Source organism: Collinsella sp. CLA-AA-H167 (genome assembly GCF_040095305.1).
In the GTDB taxonomy this organism is placed as follows: domain Bacteria; phylum Actinomycetota; class Coriobacteriia; order Coriobacteriales; family Coriobacteriaceae; genus Collinsella.
Genome location: NZ_JBBNGA010000001.1, coordinates 374,447 through 392,281, shown reverse-complemented (window position 1 = coordinate 392,281; position 17,835 = coordinate 374,447). Strand labels below are relative to the sequence as shown.

The window sequence follows — 17,835 nt, the reverse complement described above, 5'->3', positions numbered from 1 at the left end:
GGCAGAGTGATCTGCCCGCTTTGTGCTGAAAAGGAAGTATTATGGCGCGCTACGATTACAAGTGCTCGAGCTGCGGCAACGTGTTTGAGGTTGAGCATCCCATGTCCGAGAGTCCCGAGGTCGTGTGCCCCAGCTGCGGCGCTCCGGCATCCAAGACGTTCTCGGCCAGCGGCATCAAGTTCGACGGCAGCGGTTTCTACAACACCGACCAGCGCAGCGGCGGCTCCAGCACCAGCGCCACCAGCGGCTGCTGCGCCAACTGTCCGCATAGCCACTAGAAACAACGCGGCCCCGCGATCAACACCGATCGCGGGGCTATTTCTTTGCGCTATGGGTCGACAATTATTTTTAAAAATTAGTATATTTTAAAATCCGCCCATACCGGCAGCATAAGGATCATCACAAGTACCATCGCTATACCAATGAGTAGATCCGATATAGTTACCAGCTGCATCATATTGATCTAATTGACGAATGACATACTTACCACCACTATTATTGGAAGAAGAAATACTGCTAGAAGATCCACCAGAATAATTATCAGAGTAGTTACTACCGCTAGAATAATTGTTCTGTTGAGAACTCTGCTGTTGAGCTTGTGCTGTTACTTCCTCTAGAGCCTTCGTTTCAGCTTCAGCTTTTGCCTTGTTCACATCATCAATACGAGTTTGATAACGACTGATCTGTTCATTGATTTGATCAATGAACTTTTTAGAATCCTTTTTGGCATCTTCAAAAATAAGCTTCTGATTATCTTTGTTAGAAATATCATTAAGAAGGCCATTGAGGCTATTAATATGCTGTTGGAGAGAGTCAGTATCTTCAGTAGAATTTACATCAAAGTCAACATGGTCAGCTAGAGAAGTATTCCACTCATTATTTTGAGCATTACGGCAGTCTTTAATTATGGAATCGTATTCATTAAGCAACTTCGTCCAATCAGGGGAAGTGCCATCAGCATACTTATAACTGTCATCAGAGATTTCTTTATTCAATATCTCTTTATTATTTTGAGCATTTTTAATGGCATCAAGACGTTGCTCAAAAGTTAGCAGCCTAGGATCAGCTTTAAAGGCAGCAACACTATCGCTAGCCTTTGAATACAAAACTTCAACCTGCTGATTATGTTCACTACATGCTTGTTTGTAATTGTAACCAGCATAACCACCGACACAACAAGCAATAAGCAGAGCAACAATACCGGCACCAATAATTACTCGCTTTTTATTCGAAGAATTCTCAACCTCTTCATTTTCCTGAGTTTTATCTTCAGGATTGTCAATCTTGTCATTGTTAAGATCGATCATTTTAACCCCTCAATATTAAATCTGAGAGCAGTTCATGTAACCAGAAACTTACCGAATCCAACCGCCCACTTTAATGCCCGATTTATTAATCCCCGTCCCAGAAAAATCCTGAGTTGCGGTGAAATAAGGACTGTTTAGCGGGTAGAAGCGTTTTTCAATCCCTATTTCAACGCAGCTTAGTTGTTACATGTGAGCCAGGCGGGCGCAGAAGTGGCCGTCGTAGGAGTCGGCGTTTACGGGGACGCTTTGGAAAAGTCCGCGGTCGTTTTGACGTACGGAGACGAGCTTCTTGGCTTGTTCGAACTCGGGTAGCTGCAGAATCTGCGCCTCGGAGAGGGGTGCCAAGCTAAAACCTGCGCCCTCGGGAGAAGCCAAAAACGCATCCACGACTTGCGTGTTCTCTTCATCAAAGACCGAGCAGGTGGCATAGATAAGCTCGCCGCCGGCAGCCACGCGGGCAGCAGCCTCCTTGAGCATCGTAAGCTGCAGTTTGGGCAGCTCAACCGTCACATCTTTTTCGGTCAGGCGCCAAGGGATCTCGGGATGACGACGCATGGTGCCGGTGCCAGAGCACGGCGCATCGATAAAGACCGTGTCGAACTTAACCGGCTTGCCAAGCATGGCATCAAACGACGTCAGTACTTCATCAAGCTCGCAGGCATCACCCGAAACCGTACGAACGCCCTGAATACCGGCTTTATGCAGGCGAGCGAGATTCAGATCGCACTTGCGATCATGCAAATCGAGCGCCGTATGCTGACGCTCATAGCCCGCACGCTTGGCCTGGCACATCATCACATAGGTCTTGGTGCCACGACCGGCACCAATCTCAAGGCAGCTTCCAGGGCGCGTGGCAGCTGTGGCGATAAGTTGCGCGTTGAGGTCAGATGCCACCGCGGCAGCACGCTCAAACACACCCGAAGCAACAGTAACCTGGGCATCAACCGGGGCATGGCAGCCCGGGAAGACAGGCGCGAGGAGCTGCGAGATATACGGATCGGGCTTAGTCGCAAAGGCGTTCTCATGCAGGGCCAGCGGTGCGGGGGCCAGATTGCCGGCAAAGTTAAGCGCACCGTCTGGCGTGTCAAACGATGCCATAATGCGAGCGCACAGCCATCGCGGCAAGCCCATCAGGCGCGACAGACGAACCAAGCGTCGCTCGGACTCATCCACGTCGGATGCCGTGGCAAAGTCCTCAACATTGTCCGCAACCTTATGCAGTACAGCATTGGCCAAGCCAGCGGCAGACTTAGCACCGCAGCGAACCAGCTCAACTCCCTGACTTACGGCAACGCGGCCAGGCGTATGCAGGTAGAGCATCTCGAAGGCAGAAATACGAAGCGCCATGCGAACGCGCGGCGCGACCTTTTTGGGCTTATCGAGAAACTGATCGAGCAATTCATCCAAAATGCCCTGCGTGGCGGCGACACCGAGCGCCAAACGAGCGGCAAAAGCAGAATCGCGCTGGTCAATGGCCTTGGCGGAAGCGCGGGAGGACAACACGTCGCGTGCGTACATACCACGGCGATCGGCCTCCATCAACACATCGAGCGCAAGCTTGCGCGCGGGAGACAACTTGCTCATGACAGTACACCCCACCTAAGTTCGGCACCCTGCAGGCCGGCAGCCCAGGCAGAAGCAGCCATGGCACGCTTGCCGTCGGGCTTAACCTCAAGCAGTTCAACCGCGCCATCGGAAAGGCCCAGGTAAACACGCTTGCTCTTGACAGCAACAGCGCCCTCGCCAAGCGACACATCGGCCGGCGCAGCATCGAGCACGCGAACCGTCTTGCCGGCAATCACGCAACGAGCAGGCGCGGTATCGGACGAAGCGAGCACATGACGCACGCAATCGAGCGCCGCCATCTGCGGATCAAGACGCATCTCCTGCTTGGAAATCTTTGCAGCATGCGTGACGAGCGACTCATCCTGCTCAGTCCAAACAGCCGAGCCATCGGCAAGCGAGGGAAGCGTATCGGCAAGCAACTTACCGCCAAGCTCACCAAGCTCCATCGTGAGCGCCTCGGCATGTTTACCGGCAACAGACGTAGACACCTGGGCGCAATAAGCGCCGGTATCCACGCCATGCCCAATGCGCATAATGGAAACGCCGGCAACCTCGTCACCAGCAAGAATGGCACGCTGAATGGGAGCAGCGCCACGCCAACGAGGCAGCAGCGAAGCATGAACATTCACAATACCAAGCGGCGCCATATGCAGCACCTCATCAGGCAAAATGCAGCCATAGGCAGCCACACAGAAAATAGCAGCCTGCGCAGCCTGGAGCGCCTCAACAACTTCAGGCGTCATACGATTGGCCTCAACAACGGGCAGACCAAGCTCAAGCGCCTTGGCCTTAACAGGAGAAGGCTCAAGCTTCTTACCACGCCCACGAACAGCATCAGGACGAGTAATTACGAGCGCAATCTCGTTCCCAGCCTCGACAAGCGAAGTCAGCGAAGGCACAGCAAAATCAGGCGTACCCATAAACACAATACGCATAAAGAACGTCTCCCCTCAACCAAAGCCGAGACGGCTACAAACAACAGCGGAAAGCCAAGTACCCAGCCCATCCGCAATAACAATTCAACAAGAACAAATATACCCAAAACCAAAGAAAGAGCCGCAATAAAAGCAGCTCTCTCTCAACAAAGACTATCAGCGAAGACGCCCCTCCCTGGCCCGACGGCACCCGGGCGAAAAGGAGCACGAAAACGCAGTCCCCTTCCGCCGCAGGGCTTAGGTTATTGCTCCACGCGCAGTTCCGCACGAGCCGAAGAGCACTTAATGTGCTCTTCGTGCGAGCAGGACTGTTTGAGCATGGAGCAATAACCTAAGCCCTGCGGCGGAAGGGGACGGTGGGACCTACTCCGTCTCGCCCGGTCGAGCGCCGCGGGCCAGGGCGTCCTGGTACTCCTTGACTGCCTTGATGCGCTGCATCGGCTTGAGTCGCTCAAACATGGTGTTGCCATGCAGGTGATCGATCTCGTGCTGCAGGCACACGCAGAACAGGTCGCCCGAGGCCTCGTAGCGAATCAGGTTGGCATCCAGGTCATACGCCTCGACGACGACATGGTCGGGACGCTCGATCTCGCAGCTAATGCCAGGGATGGACAGGCAGCCCTCGCTAAACGGCACCAGATGGTCGCTCTGCTCCACGATCACGGGGTTGATGAGCACGTACGGGTCATAGTCGTTCTTGTCGGTGTAGTCGCAGTCGATGGTGACGAGCTGGATGAGCTCGCCGATCTGCGGAGCAGCCAGGCCGCAGCCGCCGTTCTCGAACATCATCTTCTTCATCTTCTCGGCAAGCGCCTCGATCGCCGGGTTGATCTCCTCGATGACGGCGCACTCCTGGCGCAAACGAGGGTCGGGCGACAGTACGATTCCGTTGGCTTCCATGGCCATCCTTTCAGGTTGTTACATCAAATCATAGGCGTCGACGTCAACGCTCACGCTCACGCGGCGCACGGAGCCCACCTCTTTGAGGCAGGCGTCGATATCATCAGAGACATGGTACCCCACGGGCGACTTCACAAGCAGATGGAAGCGGTAACGGTCCTTGGCTCTCTCGATTACACACGAAGCCGGGCCCAGCACCTGCGGCGCGGCACTCCCTGCCCGCAAAAAATCGGGCGCGGCGGCATGCCAGCGACGCTTGAGGAGCTTGGCGATGCGGCCGATGTAGTCTTGCGCGTCGTCTCGGTTCGCCGACCACACCAAAATGTTGACCAGACGCACGAACGGTGGATACAGGGCGTCGCGGCGCTGGTCCAGGTCGTAGTCGGTAAAGATCGAACGGTCGTGCTTAGCGACGGCGCGAATGACCGGATCCTCGGGCAGGTAGGTCTGGATGATCACCTCACCGGGACGATCGCCGCGACCGGCACGGCCGGCGACCTGCTCCAGTAAATCGTAGGCGCGCTCCCCTGCTCTAAAATCGGGCAGCTTTAACGCAAAGTCTGCATTGACCACGCCCACAAGCGTGACCTCGGGAAAGTCGAGGCCCTTGGCAATCATCTGGGTGCCCAGCAGCACCGCGCAATCGGCGGCATCGAACTGCTCGAGCAACTTTTTGTGCGCATCCTTGCCGCGCGTGGAATCGGCATCCATGCGAATAATGGCGACGTCCTCGGGCAGCATCTGGTGCAGCGCGTCCTCGATCTGCTGAGTGCCCAGCCCCATTTTTGCCAGGTAGCGACTGCCACATTTGGGGCAACGGCTCGTGGGCGCGGGATACGGCTGCACGCGCCAAGACGAACCGCATGTGTGACACTGCAGCGTGTGCGTGCGCTCGTGATACGTAAGCGCGGTGGAGCAGTGGTTGCAGGTGGGAACGCAGCCGCACTCGCGGCACATCAAAAACGGCGCAAAACCGCGGCGGTTGTGCAGCAGCACGGCCTTTTCGCGGCGCTCGACCACACGCTCCAGGCCTTCCATCAGCGGTTTTGAGAACATGGAGCGGCTGCCGTGTGCGAACTCGCGACGCAGGTCGGCAATGCGGACCGTAGGCAGCACGGCGTGTCCGGGGCGCTCGGGCATCTCGACACGCGTCCAGGTGGCACCGTTATACATGCCGCGGCGGCAGCGGTCGAGGGCCTCGGCAGAAGGCGTGGCCGACCCCAGCACGAGCGGGCAGCGATAGCGGCGCGCCATCTCGGCTGCCACCTCGCGCGCATGGTAGCGCGGACTGGAGCCCTGCTTGTAACTAGTCTCGTGCTCCTCGTCGATGATGATGAGACCAAGGTCGCTGAGCGGGCAAAAAAGCGCCGAACGAGCTCCCACGACCACACGCGCGGCGCCACTGGCAACCATGTCCCACTGGTCCAGGCGCTCGCCAGCCGAAAGACGCGAGTGGAAAACCGCGACCGTCTCACCAAAGCGCGAGCGGAAGCGGCCGACGGTCTGGGCCGTCAGTGAGATCTCGGGCACCAGCACGCAGGCAGAGCGACCGGCTGCGAGCACGCGCTCGATGGCGGAGAGGTAAACCTCGGTTTTGCCGGAGCCGGTGACGCCGTCGACCAGCACCACGTCGCCATGAGCGTCCAGACGGGCGCGCTCAATCTGCGCGAGTGCCTGTTGCTGGCCGTTGGTAAGGGAGACCGGCGCCTTGCCGCTTGCCGAGGACAGCGTGGTCTGCTCGCTGCAGCCACGCCAGGCGCGGCGCTCTTCCACCACCACGACGCCGCGTTTTTCGAGCGACTTGATGGTCGCCGACATACTGTTATAGAGAAGGTTGAGGTCGCGCGTCGTGACAGGACCACACTGGAGCGCCTCGATGAGTTGGCGCTGGCGGACCGCGGTCTTGGGTGGCGTGTAGTCAAAGCCTTCGGGCGTAAGCATCACCCAGCGGTTTTGGATGGGTTTGACGGCTGGACGTTCAACCGTCCACACGCCGTCGTCGCCCTTGACCACACGCGGGCTGCCGCCCGGTGGCAAAAACAGGCGCAGGCACTCGGAAAGCGTCGCGACATACTCGCGGCTCATCCAGCGCGCAATGCGTGCAGCCTCGGCGGTAAAGAGCGGTTTGCTGAGGATAGCCTCGACGGCTTTAATGCGCGCGGGGTCGAGGGCGTTGTTACCCTGCAGGTCGCCCAGCTCAGGCGCAATGTCGACGACATAGCCCGCGGCGGCACGGTTACCAAAGTGAACCAGGACCGTGGATCCGATCTGCGCCTCGTTGGCAAGGGACTGGGGAATGCAGTAGGCGAATGGCTCGGACAGCGCTCGGGTAGGAATGTCGAGAACCACGCTCGCGTAGGCGGCAATGGGCTCAGGTGCAGGCTCGGGCTTGGCCGAGGCAGCAGCGGATGCCGGTGCCGCCGGAGACTCCTCCGGTTCCGGTGAACCAAACAGCGACAGTTGTTGAGCCATACACCACCTCTAACGAACAGACCTGAAAGAGCTGGGACAAACACTACTGATTATTATGTCCCAGCAACCCACTCATCGGTACAGAAACAAGAGCCCCGCTCGGGGTGAACGGGGCTCGGATACAAACGTTTGTGCAGCGACTACAGCGCCATCGTGCGGGCGCGGTCGATACGCGCCAGACAGTCGTCACGGCCGACGAGCGCCATGGTCTCGCCCAGCGGAGGGCTCACCATGTTGCCACAAACGGCGACGCGCACGGCCTGGAACACCACGCGCTTCTTGAGGTCCATCTGCTCGGGAAGCGGCTCAAGCGCGGCGTCGATGTTCGCGGCTGTCCACTCGTCCACGCCCTCGAGCGCGGCCTTGGCGGCGTCCAGAATTGAACCCATACCCTCCTTGGCCAGGCCCTTGTTAACGGATTTCTCGTCATACTCGAGCGTCTCGGCCGTAGCAAAGATGGGAGCGGCGACGGTCACGGCGTCGGCCGGCATCTTGGTGCGCGGCTTGACGATGGCAGCGAGTGCGTCAATCCAGTCCTCGCCGTACTCGACGTTGCCCTCGATGAGACCCGCCTCGTGCAGCTCGGGGACCATGATCTCGTCGGCAAACTGGGCATCGGACATGCCGTTGATGTATTCGGCATTGACCCAGTCGAGCTTCTTGGGGTCGAAGGTCGCCGGGTTCTTGGAGATGCGGTCGAGTGAGAACTTGCTGGCCAGGACATCGCGCGGAATGATCGTGGTCTCGCCGTCAAGCGACCAGCCGAGCAGCGCCAGATAGTTGACGAAAGCGTCGGACAGGTAGCCGGCGTCGCGGTACTCCTCCACTGAGGTGGCGCCGTGGCGCTTGGAGAGCTTCTTGCCGTCGGCGCCCAGAATCATGGAGATGTGGGCGAACGTGGGCACGGGCGCGCCGAGGGCCTCGTAGACCATGACCTGACGCGGGGTGTTGGAGAGGTGGTCGTCGCCGCGGATGACATGGGTGATCTTCATCATGGCGTCGTCGACGACGGTCGCAAAGTTGTACGTGGGCGTGCCATCGGAGCGGAAGATGACAAAGTCGTCGAGCTCCTTGGCGTCGAAGGTCACCTCGCCGTGAACGGCGTCGTGGATGACGACGTCGCCGCGGTCCTCGGGCACCTTGATGCGCAGGACGTAGGACTCGCCGGCCTCGATGCGACGGCGGGCCTCCTCGGGATCAAGGTCGCGGCAACGGCGCTGATAGCCCTGGAAGGGGTCCTTGCGCTCCTGCGCGGCCTTGCGATCGGCGTCGAGCTGCTCCTTGGTGCAGAAGCAGGGATAGGCCTTGCCCTCGTCCCAAAGCTTCTGGGCGGCCTGCTTGTACAGGTCCAGGCGCTCGGTCTGGGCGTAGGGGCCAAAATCGCCGCCCACCTCGGGACCCTCGTCCCAGTCCAGGCCCAGCCAACGCATGGCGCGCAGGATAATCTGCGTGTTCTCGTCGGTAGAGCGGGTGGGGTCGGTGTCGTCAATGCGCAGGATGAACGTGCCGCCGTTTGCACGGGCGAAAGCCCAGTTATAGATAGCGGTGCGGGCGCCGCCGATGTGCAGCTTGCCCGTCGGTGAGGGTGCAAAGCGGACGCGAACGTCTGATGCCATGGAAATCTCCTCGATTGCAGGATGGATGTCTAACCGCACCATTATAAAGCATCAAAGCAACCTCCGCACAAAGGGCACCGACCCAGTCATTGGGGACTACTCATTGGGGACAGACTTAAATGACCAGTCGTTGTAGTCATTGGGGACATTCTTGGTTTAAGACTGGTCATTTAAGTCTGTCCCCAATGAGTAATTAAGTCTGTCCCCAATGAGTAGGTGCGGAAAGGGTGTGAATGTTTGATTTACGCGCTATGATGTGCCCTTGCATAGAGAGCCCGGCGGAATGGTAACGGTCGCTGGGACACGTTTTTGAAAGGACAATCATGTCAGAAGAACTTCGTTCCATTCCACCCCAACACGGGTCCTTTGTTTTTACGTCAGAGTCGGTGACCGAAGGTCATCCCGATAAGATCGCTGATCAGATCAGCGACGCCGTCCTCGACGCAATCCTCGCCAAAGAAATAGAGCTCCAGGAGCAGGGCTACATCGCCCCCAACGGCGTGCCTGCCAACGTTGAGAACGTCCGTTGCGCCTGTGAGACCCTCGTGACCACCGGCACTGTCATCGTCGCCGGCGAGATTCGCACCCAGGCCTACGTCGACGTACAGGAAATCGCCCGCGGTGTTATCCGCCGCATCGGCTACAACCGTGCCAAGTTCGGTTTTGACTGCGACACTTGCGGCGTTATGAGCCTCATCCACGAGCAGTCGCCCGATATCGCCCAGGGCGTTGACGAGTCCTTCGAGACCCAGACCGGCGCTACCACCGACCCGATCGACCTGATCGGCGCCGGCGACCAGGGCATGATGTTCGGTTATGCCTCCAACGAAACCAAGACCCTCATGCCCATGCCGCACTACCTGGCGAGCCGCCTGGCCGAGCGCCTGGCCGCCGTGCGTCACGACGGCACCCTCGCCTATCTGCGTCCCGACGGCAAGACCCAGGTCACCGTGCGCTACGAGGAAGGCAAGCCCGTCGAGGTCACGACCATCGTCATCTCCACGCAGCACGCCGCCGAGATCGAGGACATGGGCAAGATCAAGGCCGACCTCATCGAGCACGTCATCACCCCGGTCATGGCCGCCGAGAACATGCCGTGGGACAACGCGGAGATCTACGTGAACCCCACCGGTCGCTTTGTCGTGGGCGGCCCCATGGGCGACACGGGCCTCACCGGCCGCAAGATCATCGTCGACACCTACGGCGGCTACGGCCGTCACGGCGGTGGCGCCTTTAGCGGCAAGGACTGCACCAAGGTCGACCGTTCCGCCGCGTATGCCGCGCGCTGGGTCGCTAAGAACGTGGTCGCCGCCGGTCTGGCCGACCGCTGTGAAGTCGAGCTTGCCTACGCCATCGGCGTTTCCAAGCCCCTCTCAATCATGGTCGACACCTTCGGTACCGCGCATGTTGCCGAGGACAAGATCGTTGAGGCCGTTGAGAAAACCTTCGACCTGCGCCCGGGCGCAATCATCCGCGACCTAGACCTGCGTCGCCCCATCTACGAAAAGACGGCAGCCTACGGTCACTTCGGCCGCGAAGACGCCGACTTCACCTGGGAAAAGACCGACCGAGTCGAAGAACTCAAAGCAGCCTGCGGCCTGTAAGCTAACGAGAAAAGCCACAGCCAAATAGAAACACGCCAAAAAGAGGTACCGGAACAACCGGTACCTCTTTTATATTAACCGGTGGCGAAGATGAGTCGACATGGGACACAGAATAGGTTCCCAGCTGATGAATTTTGCAGCAAGCGTGCCCCTACCATGTATCCTAAGTTCCGAGGGCTTTGGTATTTGGTCGATCGCGAGTTCCGCACGAGCCGGAGGCCACTTAATGTGGCCTCCGTGTGAGCCAGGACTGTAGAGCAGGCGATCAAATACCAAAGTCCTCGGAACGACGGGATAGAACAGGAGCGCATATGGCAGGCAAGCCGCAAACACTAGCTACGACCTCGGCATTCGAGATCTTGGGCCCCGTCATGGTCGGCCCCAGCTCATCGCACACCGCTGGCGCCCTGCGCTGCGCACAAGTTGCCGCCAGCCTGCTGGAAGGCCGCATCACCAAAGTCACCTTTGGCCTGTGGAATTCCTTCGCCCACACCTACCGCGGCCACGGCACCGACCGCGCTCTCGTCGCGGGCATTCTGGGCCTCGACACCGATGACGAGAACATCAAGCAGGCCTTTGACCTCGCACGTGGGCAGGGCCTCGAATATCACTTTGACATCAAGGGCGACGACGCCTCCATCCACCCCAACACCGTCGACATCGATATGGTCGACGCCACGGGCGCCACGGCGCAGGTCCGCGGCGAGAGCTTAGGCGGCGGCAAGATGCGCATCAGCCGCATTAACGGCGTCGGCGTCGACATCTCGGGCATGTATTCCACGCTCTTCGTGGCGCACCAGGACGTCCCCGGCGTGCTCGCAGCGCTCACCAACCTGCTCGCCTACGCCCATGTGAACATCGCCTTCTGCCGCACCTACCGCACCGAAGTGGGCGGCCAGGCCTACTCCGTCTTTGAGACCGACGGCGCCCCCGACGACACCGTCGTCCCCATGCTCCGCAAGCTCGACAATGTCGATTACGCGACCTTTATCGAACTCCCCGGTTCTGCCTCGTCGCTCTCCCCCGGCGTCTCGGCAAAGGAAATCTTCGACGACGGCGAGCAGCTGCTCGATGCGTGCGAGGAACTGGGGCTCAACATCGGCGCCGTCATGGCCGTGCGCGAGGCACGTCTGACCGGCGAGGCCCACGCCGTCGCCGCCATGCGCCGCGTGCTCGACGTCATGCGCGAGGAGACCACGACCCCCATCGTCAATCCGCAGCAATCGCTCGGCGGGCTTATCGGCGGCGAGGCTAAACTCGTCGATGCCACCGGCCGCGTCGATTTGAGCACGAGCCTGATGGGCACCGTTCAAACCGACGCCGTGGCCCGCGCGATGGCCGTGCTCGAACGCTCCGCCACGATGGGAGTGATCGTCGCCGCTCCCACGGCAGGCTCCGCGGGTGTCGTGCCCGGCTGCGTGCTGGCGCTCGCCGATCACCTTCAGCTCGACGACGAGCAGGTCATGGACGCGCTCTACTGCGCAGCCGCCATCGGCCTCAACCTCACCACGAGCGCCTGCGTCGCCGGCGCCGAGGGCGGCTGTCAGGCCGAGGTCGGAAGTGCGGCCGCCATGGCCGCCGCCGCGCTAGTGCAGATGCTCGGCGGCACACCCGAGCAGGCGCTCGACGCCAGTTCCATCGCGCTGAGTAATCTGCTGGGCCTCGTTTGTGACCCCGTCGGTGGCCTCGTGGAGGTGCCCTGCCAAAACCGCAACGCCATCGGCGTGGCAGCCGCCTTTAGCTCCGCACAACTCGCCCTCGCCGGCATTAAGAGCCTGGTGCCGTTTGACCAGATGGCACACGTCATGCTCTCGGTGGGCCACGCGTTGCCGGCCACGCTGCGCGAGACGGCAAAGGGCGGCATCGCGCAGGCTCCGGCCGCACTTTCGGCCTGTGCAAAATGCGGTGTGTGCGGATAGCGACAAAGAACGACTCGAAGGTGGGACAAATGTCCCACCTCTTTTGAATGCCACCGTTTCCATACCACAATCAACTAGGTAATCGCTATAATGCAAGCCCAGTAAAAACACGATGAGCCGCAAGGCGAAATTCGAAGGATATGCACACGATGTCGCAAAACGATCGAACTCAACTGATTCCCGATCCGCAGCAGCCGAGCAGGCACACCGGCGGCGTTCAGTCGCCGCGTCCTATCGCGCCGAGCCACGGTCAGCAGCGTGGTGCGGCAAACGCTTCGCAACGCCCGAACCAGCAGCGCCAGGCAAACGGCAATACGCCCAAGCAGCCCCCCACGCACGGTCGAGGCGATCGCGGCCCCGCGCGCAAACCCACCGGGAACAATAAGTCGGGCAAAAAGACGACGCTCTTTGTCCTCCTGGGTCTTATCGTCATTGTCTATATCGTAGGCGTCGTAGCGTTTTCGCAGGTAGCCTACCCCAACACCACCATCGCCGGCGTCGACGTCTCGTTCTCCAACGCTTCGTCTGCCGCCACCAAGGTCAACTCGGCGTGGAAGCACTATAAGCTCACCGTGGCGGGCGATGACTTTAGCTGGACCTATCAGCCCGAGTCCGATGAGCCCATCGTCGACGGCGAAGCTGCCGCAAAAGAGATCATCAACCACAACGAAGCCTTTGTATGGCCGGTCCGCCTTGTAGAATCCTTAAGCGGCAAGACCAAAACAACCGCTACCTCCAACGAAGTAGATCTTGATCAAGACGTCGACCTGTCCATGCTCTCCGATACCTTTGACCAAAAGCAGTTTGAGAAGGATCTGGGCACCGCCATCGATGAGTTTAACGAGAGGCGTTCGGGCGCGTTCGAGGCCAATAGCTCCTATGACGAGCAGGCCGGCAAGTTTACCGTCGAGAAGGCGCGCTCCAACGAAAAACTCAACCGCGAGCATGTCATTAAGTATGCCGAGCTCGAGCTTGCCTCGCTGGCCGAGACCGTAGATCTTTCCAAGCTCGGCAACGATGCCTATGAGCCGCTCAACGGAACGCTGACCGATGATCAGATTCAGGCCGCATGCGATGCCGCCAACAACTTCCTGGGCGTCAACGTGACCCTCAAGCTCAACGGCGAGGATGCCGGCAAAGTTGATGGCAGCTCCGTGTTGCAGTGGATCAGCTTTGCCGATCCGGCCAAACCTACGCTCGATACGACGCAGATCAGCAGCTGGGCAGCCGAGCTCGCCAACGGCTTTAACACCGTGGGCTCCACTCGCTGGTGGACGCGCGCCGATGGCAAGCAGTGCGCCGTCGAAGGCGGCGACTTTGGTTGGTCCATCGACAGCAGCTCGCTCGCCAAGCAGGTCGAGGACGCCATTAACAACAAGCAGACCGGCGAAATCGAGATCAAGTACTCCCAGAAGGCCGACACCTTTACCGCAAAGGGAGAGCCCGACTGGAAGGCGTATATCGACGTCGATCTGTCCGAGCAGCACGCGCGCTACTACGACGAGAGCGGCAATATCGTGTGGGAGGCCAACTTTATCTCTGGAAAGCCGGGCGAGGACGCCACCCCCGAGGGAGTATGGCAGATCAACAGCAACGATGGCGCCAGCAAGCTTATCGGTACCAAGGACCCCGAGACCGGTAAGCCCAAATACGAGAGCCCGGCAAGCTATTGGATGCCGTTTGAGGGAAACATGGTCGGCTTCCACGATGCAACGTGGCAAAACGACAAGAGTTTCGACGACCCCAACTCCTACAAGTGGTGCGGCAGCCACGGTTGCATCAACCTGCGCCTGGCCGATGCAAAGGCACTTCACGACTGCATCAAAGTCGGCCTGTGCGTGGTTGTCCACTCGTAGTGCAACGCGCGCATTCCCACAACGTGGAGCCGCTGCGACCAATCTAACAGTTCCGAAAGAATCCGCCATATGCGCCCGCCTTACGCGACGGGCGCATATACTTATTGAGGAACTTTCTATAAAGGAGACGCTATGCCGAATGTCCCCACGATCACCCCGGGCCCGAATGATACCGAGCACACGCCCGAAGATGCCGCCGAAACGCTTCCTCTGATTACAAACGTACATGCCGACAAGCAGAACGGACGCACGAACGATACGGCCGAGATTTCCGATGAAGAGGCATATGCCAAGCTCAAGGCAAAACGTGCCGAACGTCGACGCAAAAAGCTGATTCGACGCGGTATTGCCGCCGGCGTCGTTGTTGCCATCGCGCTCATTGTCATCATCGCAACGCTGGTCATCAACGCGCAACCCGCAGGCACCAACGGACCGGTGACCGACATGGTCACCGAAGGCACGTTTACCACCACAGTCGAAGCCAAGGGGCAGCTTAAGCCCATCTCGGCATCGGTCGTCTCCCCTTCTGTCGACGGTACGGTTGAAAAGATCAACGTGCAGGCCGGACAGAGCGTCAACGAGGGCGACGTGCTCATGACCATTAAGAACGACGCGCTCGATAGCGCTGTTTCCGAGGCGCAGCGCGCGGTCGCGGCCGCCCAGGAAGACCTGAACAATGCAAAGGTGGCACTCGCGGCCGCACAGGCCGCACCGACAACGGACAGTGACGGATCGACCGGCCCATCGGACGCAAACGCCAACGCAAATGCCGTCTCGACCGCCCAGCGCAACCTCGCCTCGGCCCAGGCAACGCTGGAGCAGGCAACTGCAAAGGCGGCCGAGCGCACCGTAAAGGCCCCCAGTTCGGGCAACATCGTCGAGCTCAACGCCAAAGTCGGTGCCACGGTGACCGGAGGCACGATCATGGGCGAAGGCGACACGAGCGGCGGCAAGCAGTGCATGCAAATCGCCGACCTGTCCAAGATGAAGGTGACGGTTCAGGTGGGCGAAAAGGATATCGCCAAAATTGCCGTGGGCCAAAGCGCCAACGTGACCTATCCCGCGTTTCCCGATATCGTGAGCCAGGGCACCGTCACGGCTATCGCCTCGGTGGCAAACTCTGACTCCGGCTCCGGTAGCGGCGGCAGCGTGACCTTTAACGTCGACATCCTCATCGAAGCACCCGACAGTCGCCTTAAGCCGGGTATGACTGCCGAGGTCTCGGTAGTGACCGAGAAGCTCGACGACGTGGTTATGGTGCCGACCATGGCGCTGATGACCGAAGATGGCGAGCACTATTACGTCAATCTGGCCACCGATTCGGAAGGCAAGAAGACGCGCCGCGTGAAGGTGACCGTCGTGACGCAAAACGACAACGAGGCTGTAGTCGGTAAGACGCAGGTCAAGCGCGACGACCAGGGCAACGAGATCAACCCAGACGTCCCGGTTACCAAGTTACGCGACGGCGACACCATCGTGACGGATACCGGCGCAGGCATGACGGCAGACGGCGGCGACAATATGTCTGCCGACGAGGGCAAGTAATGCGTCCCGTCATCGACATCCGCAACGTGCACCGCATCTTTGAGAGCGAGGCCGGTTGCGCCCACATCCTGCACAACGTGAGCCTGGCGGTGAACCCCGGTGAGTTCGTCGCCATCACCGGCCCCTCGGGCTCGGGCAAGTCGACGCTCATGAACATCCTGGGCTGCCTGGACAAGCCGACGGCGGGTGATTATTTCCTGCAAGGGCTCAACGTCGCCGAGCTCGACGATGATGAGCTCACCGAGGTGCGCGCGCTGAGCATCGGCTTTGTCTTTCAGAGTTTTAACTTGCTGCCGCGTCTGACGGTGATCGAAAACGTCATGCTGCCGCTGTCCTACACCAATGTGCCGCGTAGCCAGCGCGAGATGCGCGCCGTGCACGCGCTGCAAGCCGTCACACTGCCGGTCGACCATTGGGACCACCGCATATCGGAACTCTCGGGCGGACAGATGCAGCGCGTCGCCATCGCGCGCGCCCTCGTCAACGACCCGCCCATCATTTTGGCCGACGAGCCAACGGGAAATCTAGACTCGACAACCGGGGCGCTCGTCATGGAAACCTTCCACAAGCTCCAGAAACGCGGCAAGACCATCGTACTCATTACGCATGACCCCGGCATCGCCGCCGAGGCCGATCGAGCCGTAACCATCCGTGACGGGCGAATCCATGACGGCGCATATGTCGCGCATACACCGAATACGTTACGCGGGGCCGTCAAAAACCTGCCCGCGATTTCTGCAACCACCAATCAGCCGAAAGGAGCGAAGGCATGAGCACCCGCGATCTTGTCCAAGAAGCCCTTCACTCGCTCGAGGCCAACAAGGGACGCAGCCTGCTCACCATCCTTGGCATCGTCATTGGCATCGCCTCGGTCATCGCCATGACTTCGCTCATCGGCGGTATCCAAAACAGCCTGGTCAACAGCCTGGGCCTCAATGCAGCCCGCATGGTAGAGATCTATTCGTCCCAAGAACTCACCGATTCGGATGTGGAAAAGCTTCGCAAACTGGTGCCGCAGATTGAGCAGATCGGCATCGTCGATAGCGCCTATTCCGAGTACAAGGTCGGGGATAAAAGCTATACCGTCATGGCCCACGGCGTCGATAGCGACATGCTTGATGCCGTGGGCGCCAGCAAGCTCGTTGCGGGACGTGTCTATTCACAGGCAGAGTCTCAATCAGGCTCGCGCGTGGCGCTCATCAGCCGTGGCGGCGCCGATCAGCTTTACGGCAACGAACAGGACGCACTGGGGAAAACCATCAAGGTGTCCAACGGCGAGGTGCAGATTGTAGGCGTGATTGATGGCGGCAGCGACTCCATGGGCTCGCTCACGCTGTATATGCCACGCGAAACCATCTCCGGCCTGTTTGGCGACGAGAATCCTTCATTTCCCAGCGTGACGGCACTTGCCGCCGAGGGCACAGACATGGACGAGCTCTGCAAGACCATCGAGTCTAAGGTGCGCGCGATGAAGGGCATCTCGGAGGATGATGAGTACGACAGCGTATCGGCGACCTCCATGAAAAGCGCCATCGATGCACTCAACTCGTTTATGGGCGCCTTCTCGCTCATCATGGGCGCTGTCGCCAGTATCTCACTGCTTGTCGGCGGAATCGGCATTATGAATATGATGCTTACCAACGTGACTGAGCGCATCCGCGAGATCGGTATTCGCCGTGCCTTGGGCGCCAGTCGCCGCGATATCACCGCGCAGTTTTTGGCCGAGTCCTCGGCGCTGTGCGTCACCGGTGGCCTGCTGGGTGTCCTGATTGGCTATCTGCTGGCCTGGGGCCTCGCGATGTTTGCCGCAGGATCAGGGGTTCTCAACGAGCTCGGTGCCAGTGGGGAGATCACACCGAGCTTTTCAATCGCCACGGTGCTGCTGGCCTTCGGCGTCTCCGTCGGCATCGGCGTAATCTTTGGCTTCTACCCCGCTCGCCGCGCGGCAAAGCTCAACCCGGTGGAGTGCCTACGCTACCAGTAAGCCACCACCAGCTACCAGTAAGCCACCACCAACAAGTTGCGGTGAATTAGGGACTGAATATGCTATCTAGCAGCAAAAACAGACACTATTTCACCGCAACTTATTGAAGGGCTGTTTGCGCCAGTTCTGGG

The 17,835-nt window shown here is 59.5% G+C and carries 13 protein-coding genes; 7 read left to right on the top strand and 6 right to left on the bottom strand.

Annotated elements, in window-relative coordinates; translation table 11 throughout:
* The first annotated feature begins 41 nt into the window (after positions 1-41).
* Positions 42-278: an FmdB family zinc ribbon protein gene (locus AAAT03_RS01805; RefSeq protein ID WP_117790331.1), complete on the top strand. Its 237-nt coding sequence runs from the start codon at positions 42-44 to the stop codon at positions 276-278.
* 87 nt (positions 279-365) lie between these two features.
* Here the strand turns inward: AAAT03_RS01805 and AAAT03_RS01800 are convergent, their stop codons facing one another.
* From AAAT03_RS01800 to gltX, 6 genes are all read right to left on the bottom strand, one after another.
* Positions 366-1,307: a hypothetical protein gene (locus AAAT03_RS01800; protein ID WP_349102441.1), complete on the bottom strand. Its 942-nt coding sequence runs from the start codon at positions 1,305-1,307 to the stop codon at positions 366-368.
* A gap of 183 nt (positions 1,308-1,490) precedes the next feature.
* The gene (locus tag AAAT03_RS01795; protein WP_349102440.1) at positions 1,491-2,891 is read right to left on the bottom strand and encodes a transcription antitermination factor NusB; all 1,401 of its coding nucleotides are present in this window, start codon (positions 2,889-2,891) and stop codon (positions 1,491-1,493) included.
* Complete coding sequence (fmt, locus tag AAAT03_RS01790) at positions 2,888-3,808, bottom strand: methionyl-tRNA formyltransferase (protein ID WP_349102439.1); 921 nt, start codon at positions 3,806-3,808, stop codon at positions 2,888-2,890. The genes AAAT03_RS01795 and fmt overlap by 4 nt, the downstream gene beginning before the upstream one ends.
* Before the next feature lie 363 nt (positions 3,809-4,171).
* Positions 4,172-4,708 carry a peptide deformylase gene (gene def, locus AAAT03_RS01785; RefSeq protein ID WP_349102438.1) on the bottom strand — a complete coding sequence of 179 codons (537 nt, stop codon included), beginning with the start codon at positions 4,706-4,708 and terminating at the stop codon, positions 4,172-4,174.
* 18 nt (positions 4,709-4,726) lie between these two features.
* Positions 4,727-7,180: a primosomal protein N' gene (priA, locus tag AAAT03_RS01780; protein WP_349102437.1), complete on the bottom strand. Its 2,454-nt coding sequence runs from the start codon at positions 7,178-7,180 to the stop codon at positions 4,727-4,729.
* Between the two features lie 140 nt (positions 7,181-7,320).
* Positions 7,321-8,796, bottom strand: a complete 1,476-nt coding sequence (gene gltX, locus AAAT03_RS01775) for a glutamate--tRNA ligase (protein ID WP_117773805.1) — start codon at positions 8,794-8,796, stop codon at positions 7,321-7,323.
* A 323-nt stretch (positions 8,797-9,119) separates the two neighbouring features.
* Between gltX and metK the strand changes: the two genes are divergently transcribed.
* The 6 genes from metK to AAAT03_RS01745 all read left to right on the top strand — a co-directional run bounded on the left by metK (position 9,120) and on the right by AAAT03_RS01745 (position 17,704).
* Complete coding sequence (gene metK, locus AAAT03_RS01770) at positions 9,120-10,400, top strand: methionine adenosyltransferase (RefSeq protein ID WP_117797910.1); 1,281 nt, start codon at positions 9,120-9,122, stop codon at positions 10,398-10,400.
* Positions 10,401-10,711: 311 nt separating this feature from the next.
* Positions 10,712-12,319, top strand: coding sequence for an L-serine ammonia-lyase, iron-sulfur-dependent, subunit alpha (sdaAA, locus tag AAAT03_RS01765; protein ID WP_349102436.1), 1,608 nt, complete (start codon positions 10,712-10,714; stop codon positions 12,317-12,319).
* 149 nt (positions 12,320-12,468) lie between these two features.
* On the top strand, positions 12,469-14,175 hold the full coding sequence (locus tag AAAT03_RS01760; protein WP_349102435.1) for a L,D-transpeptidase: 1,707 nt from the start codon (positions 12,469-12,471) through the stop codon (positions 14,173-14,175).
* Positions 14,176-14,307: 132 nt separating this feature from the next.
* A complete protein-coding gene (locus AAAT03_RS01755) occupies positions 14,308-15,720 on the top strand; it encodes an efflux RND transporter periplasmic adaptor subunit (RefSeq protein ID WP_349102434.1) in 1,413 nt (470 codons plus the stop codon).
* A complete protein-coding gene (locus AAAT03_RS01750; RefSeq protein WP_055250391.1) occupies positions 15,720-16,493 on the top strand; it encodes an ABC transporter ATP-binding protein in 774 nt (257 codons plus the stop codon). The genes AAAT03_RS01755 and AAAT03_RS01750 overlap by 1 nt, the downstream gene beginning before the upstream one ends.
* The gene (locus AAAT03_RS01745; protein WP_117773810.1) at positions 16,490-17,704 is read left to right on the top strand and encodes an ABC transporter permease; all 1,215 of its coding nucleotides are present in this window, start codon (positions 16,490-16,492) and stop codon (positions 17,702-17,704) included. The genes AAAT03_RS01750 and AAAT03_RS01745 overlap by 4 nt, the downstream gene beginning before the upstream one ends.
* The last annotated feature ends 131 nt before the right edge of the window (positions 17,705-17,835 follow it).

Excerpts from the sequence above, each read along its gene's own strand:
- AAAT03_RS01755 (WP_349102434.1), top strand. The coding sequence starts at position 14,308 with ATGCCGAATGTCCCCACGATCACCCCGGGCCCGAATGATACCGAGCAC.
- sdaAA (WP_349102436.1), top strand. The coding sequence starts at position 10,712 with ATGGCAGGCAAGCCGCAAACACTAGCTACGACCTCGGCATTCGAGATC.
- priA (WP_349102437.1), bottom strand. The coding sequence starts at position 7,180 with ATGGCTCAACAACTGTCGCTGTTTGGTTCACCGGAACCGGAGGAGTCT.
- AAAT03_RS01805 (WP_117790331.1), top strand. The coding sequence starts at position 42 with ATGGCGCGCTACGATTACAAGTGCTCGAGCTGCGGCAACGTGTTTGAG.
- AAAT03_RS01800 (WP_349102441.1), bottom strand. The coding sequence starts at position 1,307 with ATGATCGATCTTAACAATGACAAGATTGACAATCCTGAAGATAAAACT.
- fmt (WP_349102439.1), bottom strand. The coding sequence starts at position 3,808 with ATGCGTATTGTGTTTATGGGTACGCCTGATTTTGCTGTGCCTTCGCTG.
- gltX (WP_117773805.1), bottom strand. The coding sequence starts at position 8,796 with ATGGCATCAGACGTTCGCGTCCGCTTTGCACCCTCACCGACGGGCAAG.
- AAAT03_RS01760 (WP_349102435.1), top strand. The coding sequence starts at position 12,469 with ATGTCGCAAAACGATCGAACTCAACTGATTCCCGATCCGCAGCAGCCG.
- AAAT03_RS01750 (WP_055250391.1), top strand. The coding sequence starts at position 15,720 with ATGCGTCCCGTCATCGACATCCGCAACGTGCACCGCATCTTTGAGAGC.
- AAAT03_RS01795 (WP_349102440.1), bottom strand. The coding sequence starts at position 2,891 with ATGAGCAAGTTGTCTCCCGCGCGCAAGCTTGCGCTCGATGTGTTGATG.
- metK (WP_117797910.1), top strand. The coding sequence starts at position 9,120 with ATGTCAGAAGAACTTCGTTCCATTCCACCCCAACACGGGTCCTTTGTT.
- AAAT03_RS01745 (WP_117773810.1), top strand. The coding sequence starts at position 16,490 with ATGAGCACCCGCGATCTTGTCCAAGAAGCCCTTCACTCGCTCGAGGCC.
- def (WP_349102438.1), bottom strand. The coding sequence starts at position 4,708 with ATGGAAGCCAACGGAATCGTACTGTCGCCCGACCCTCGTTTGCGCCAG.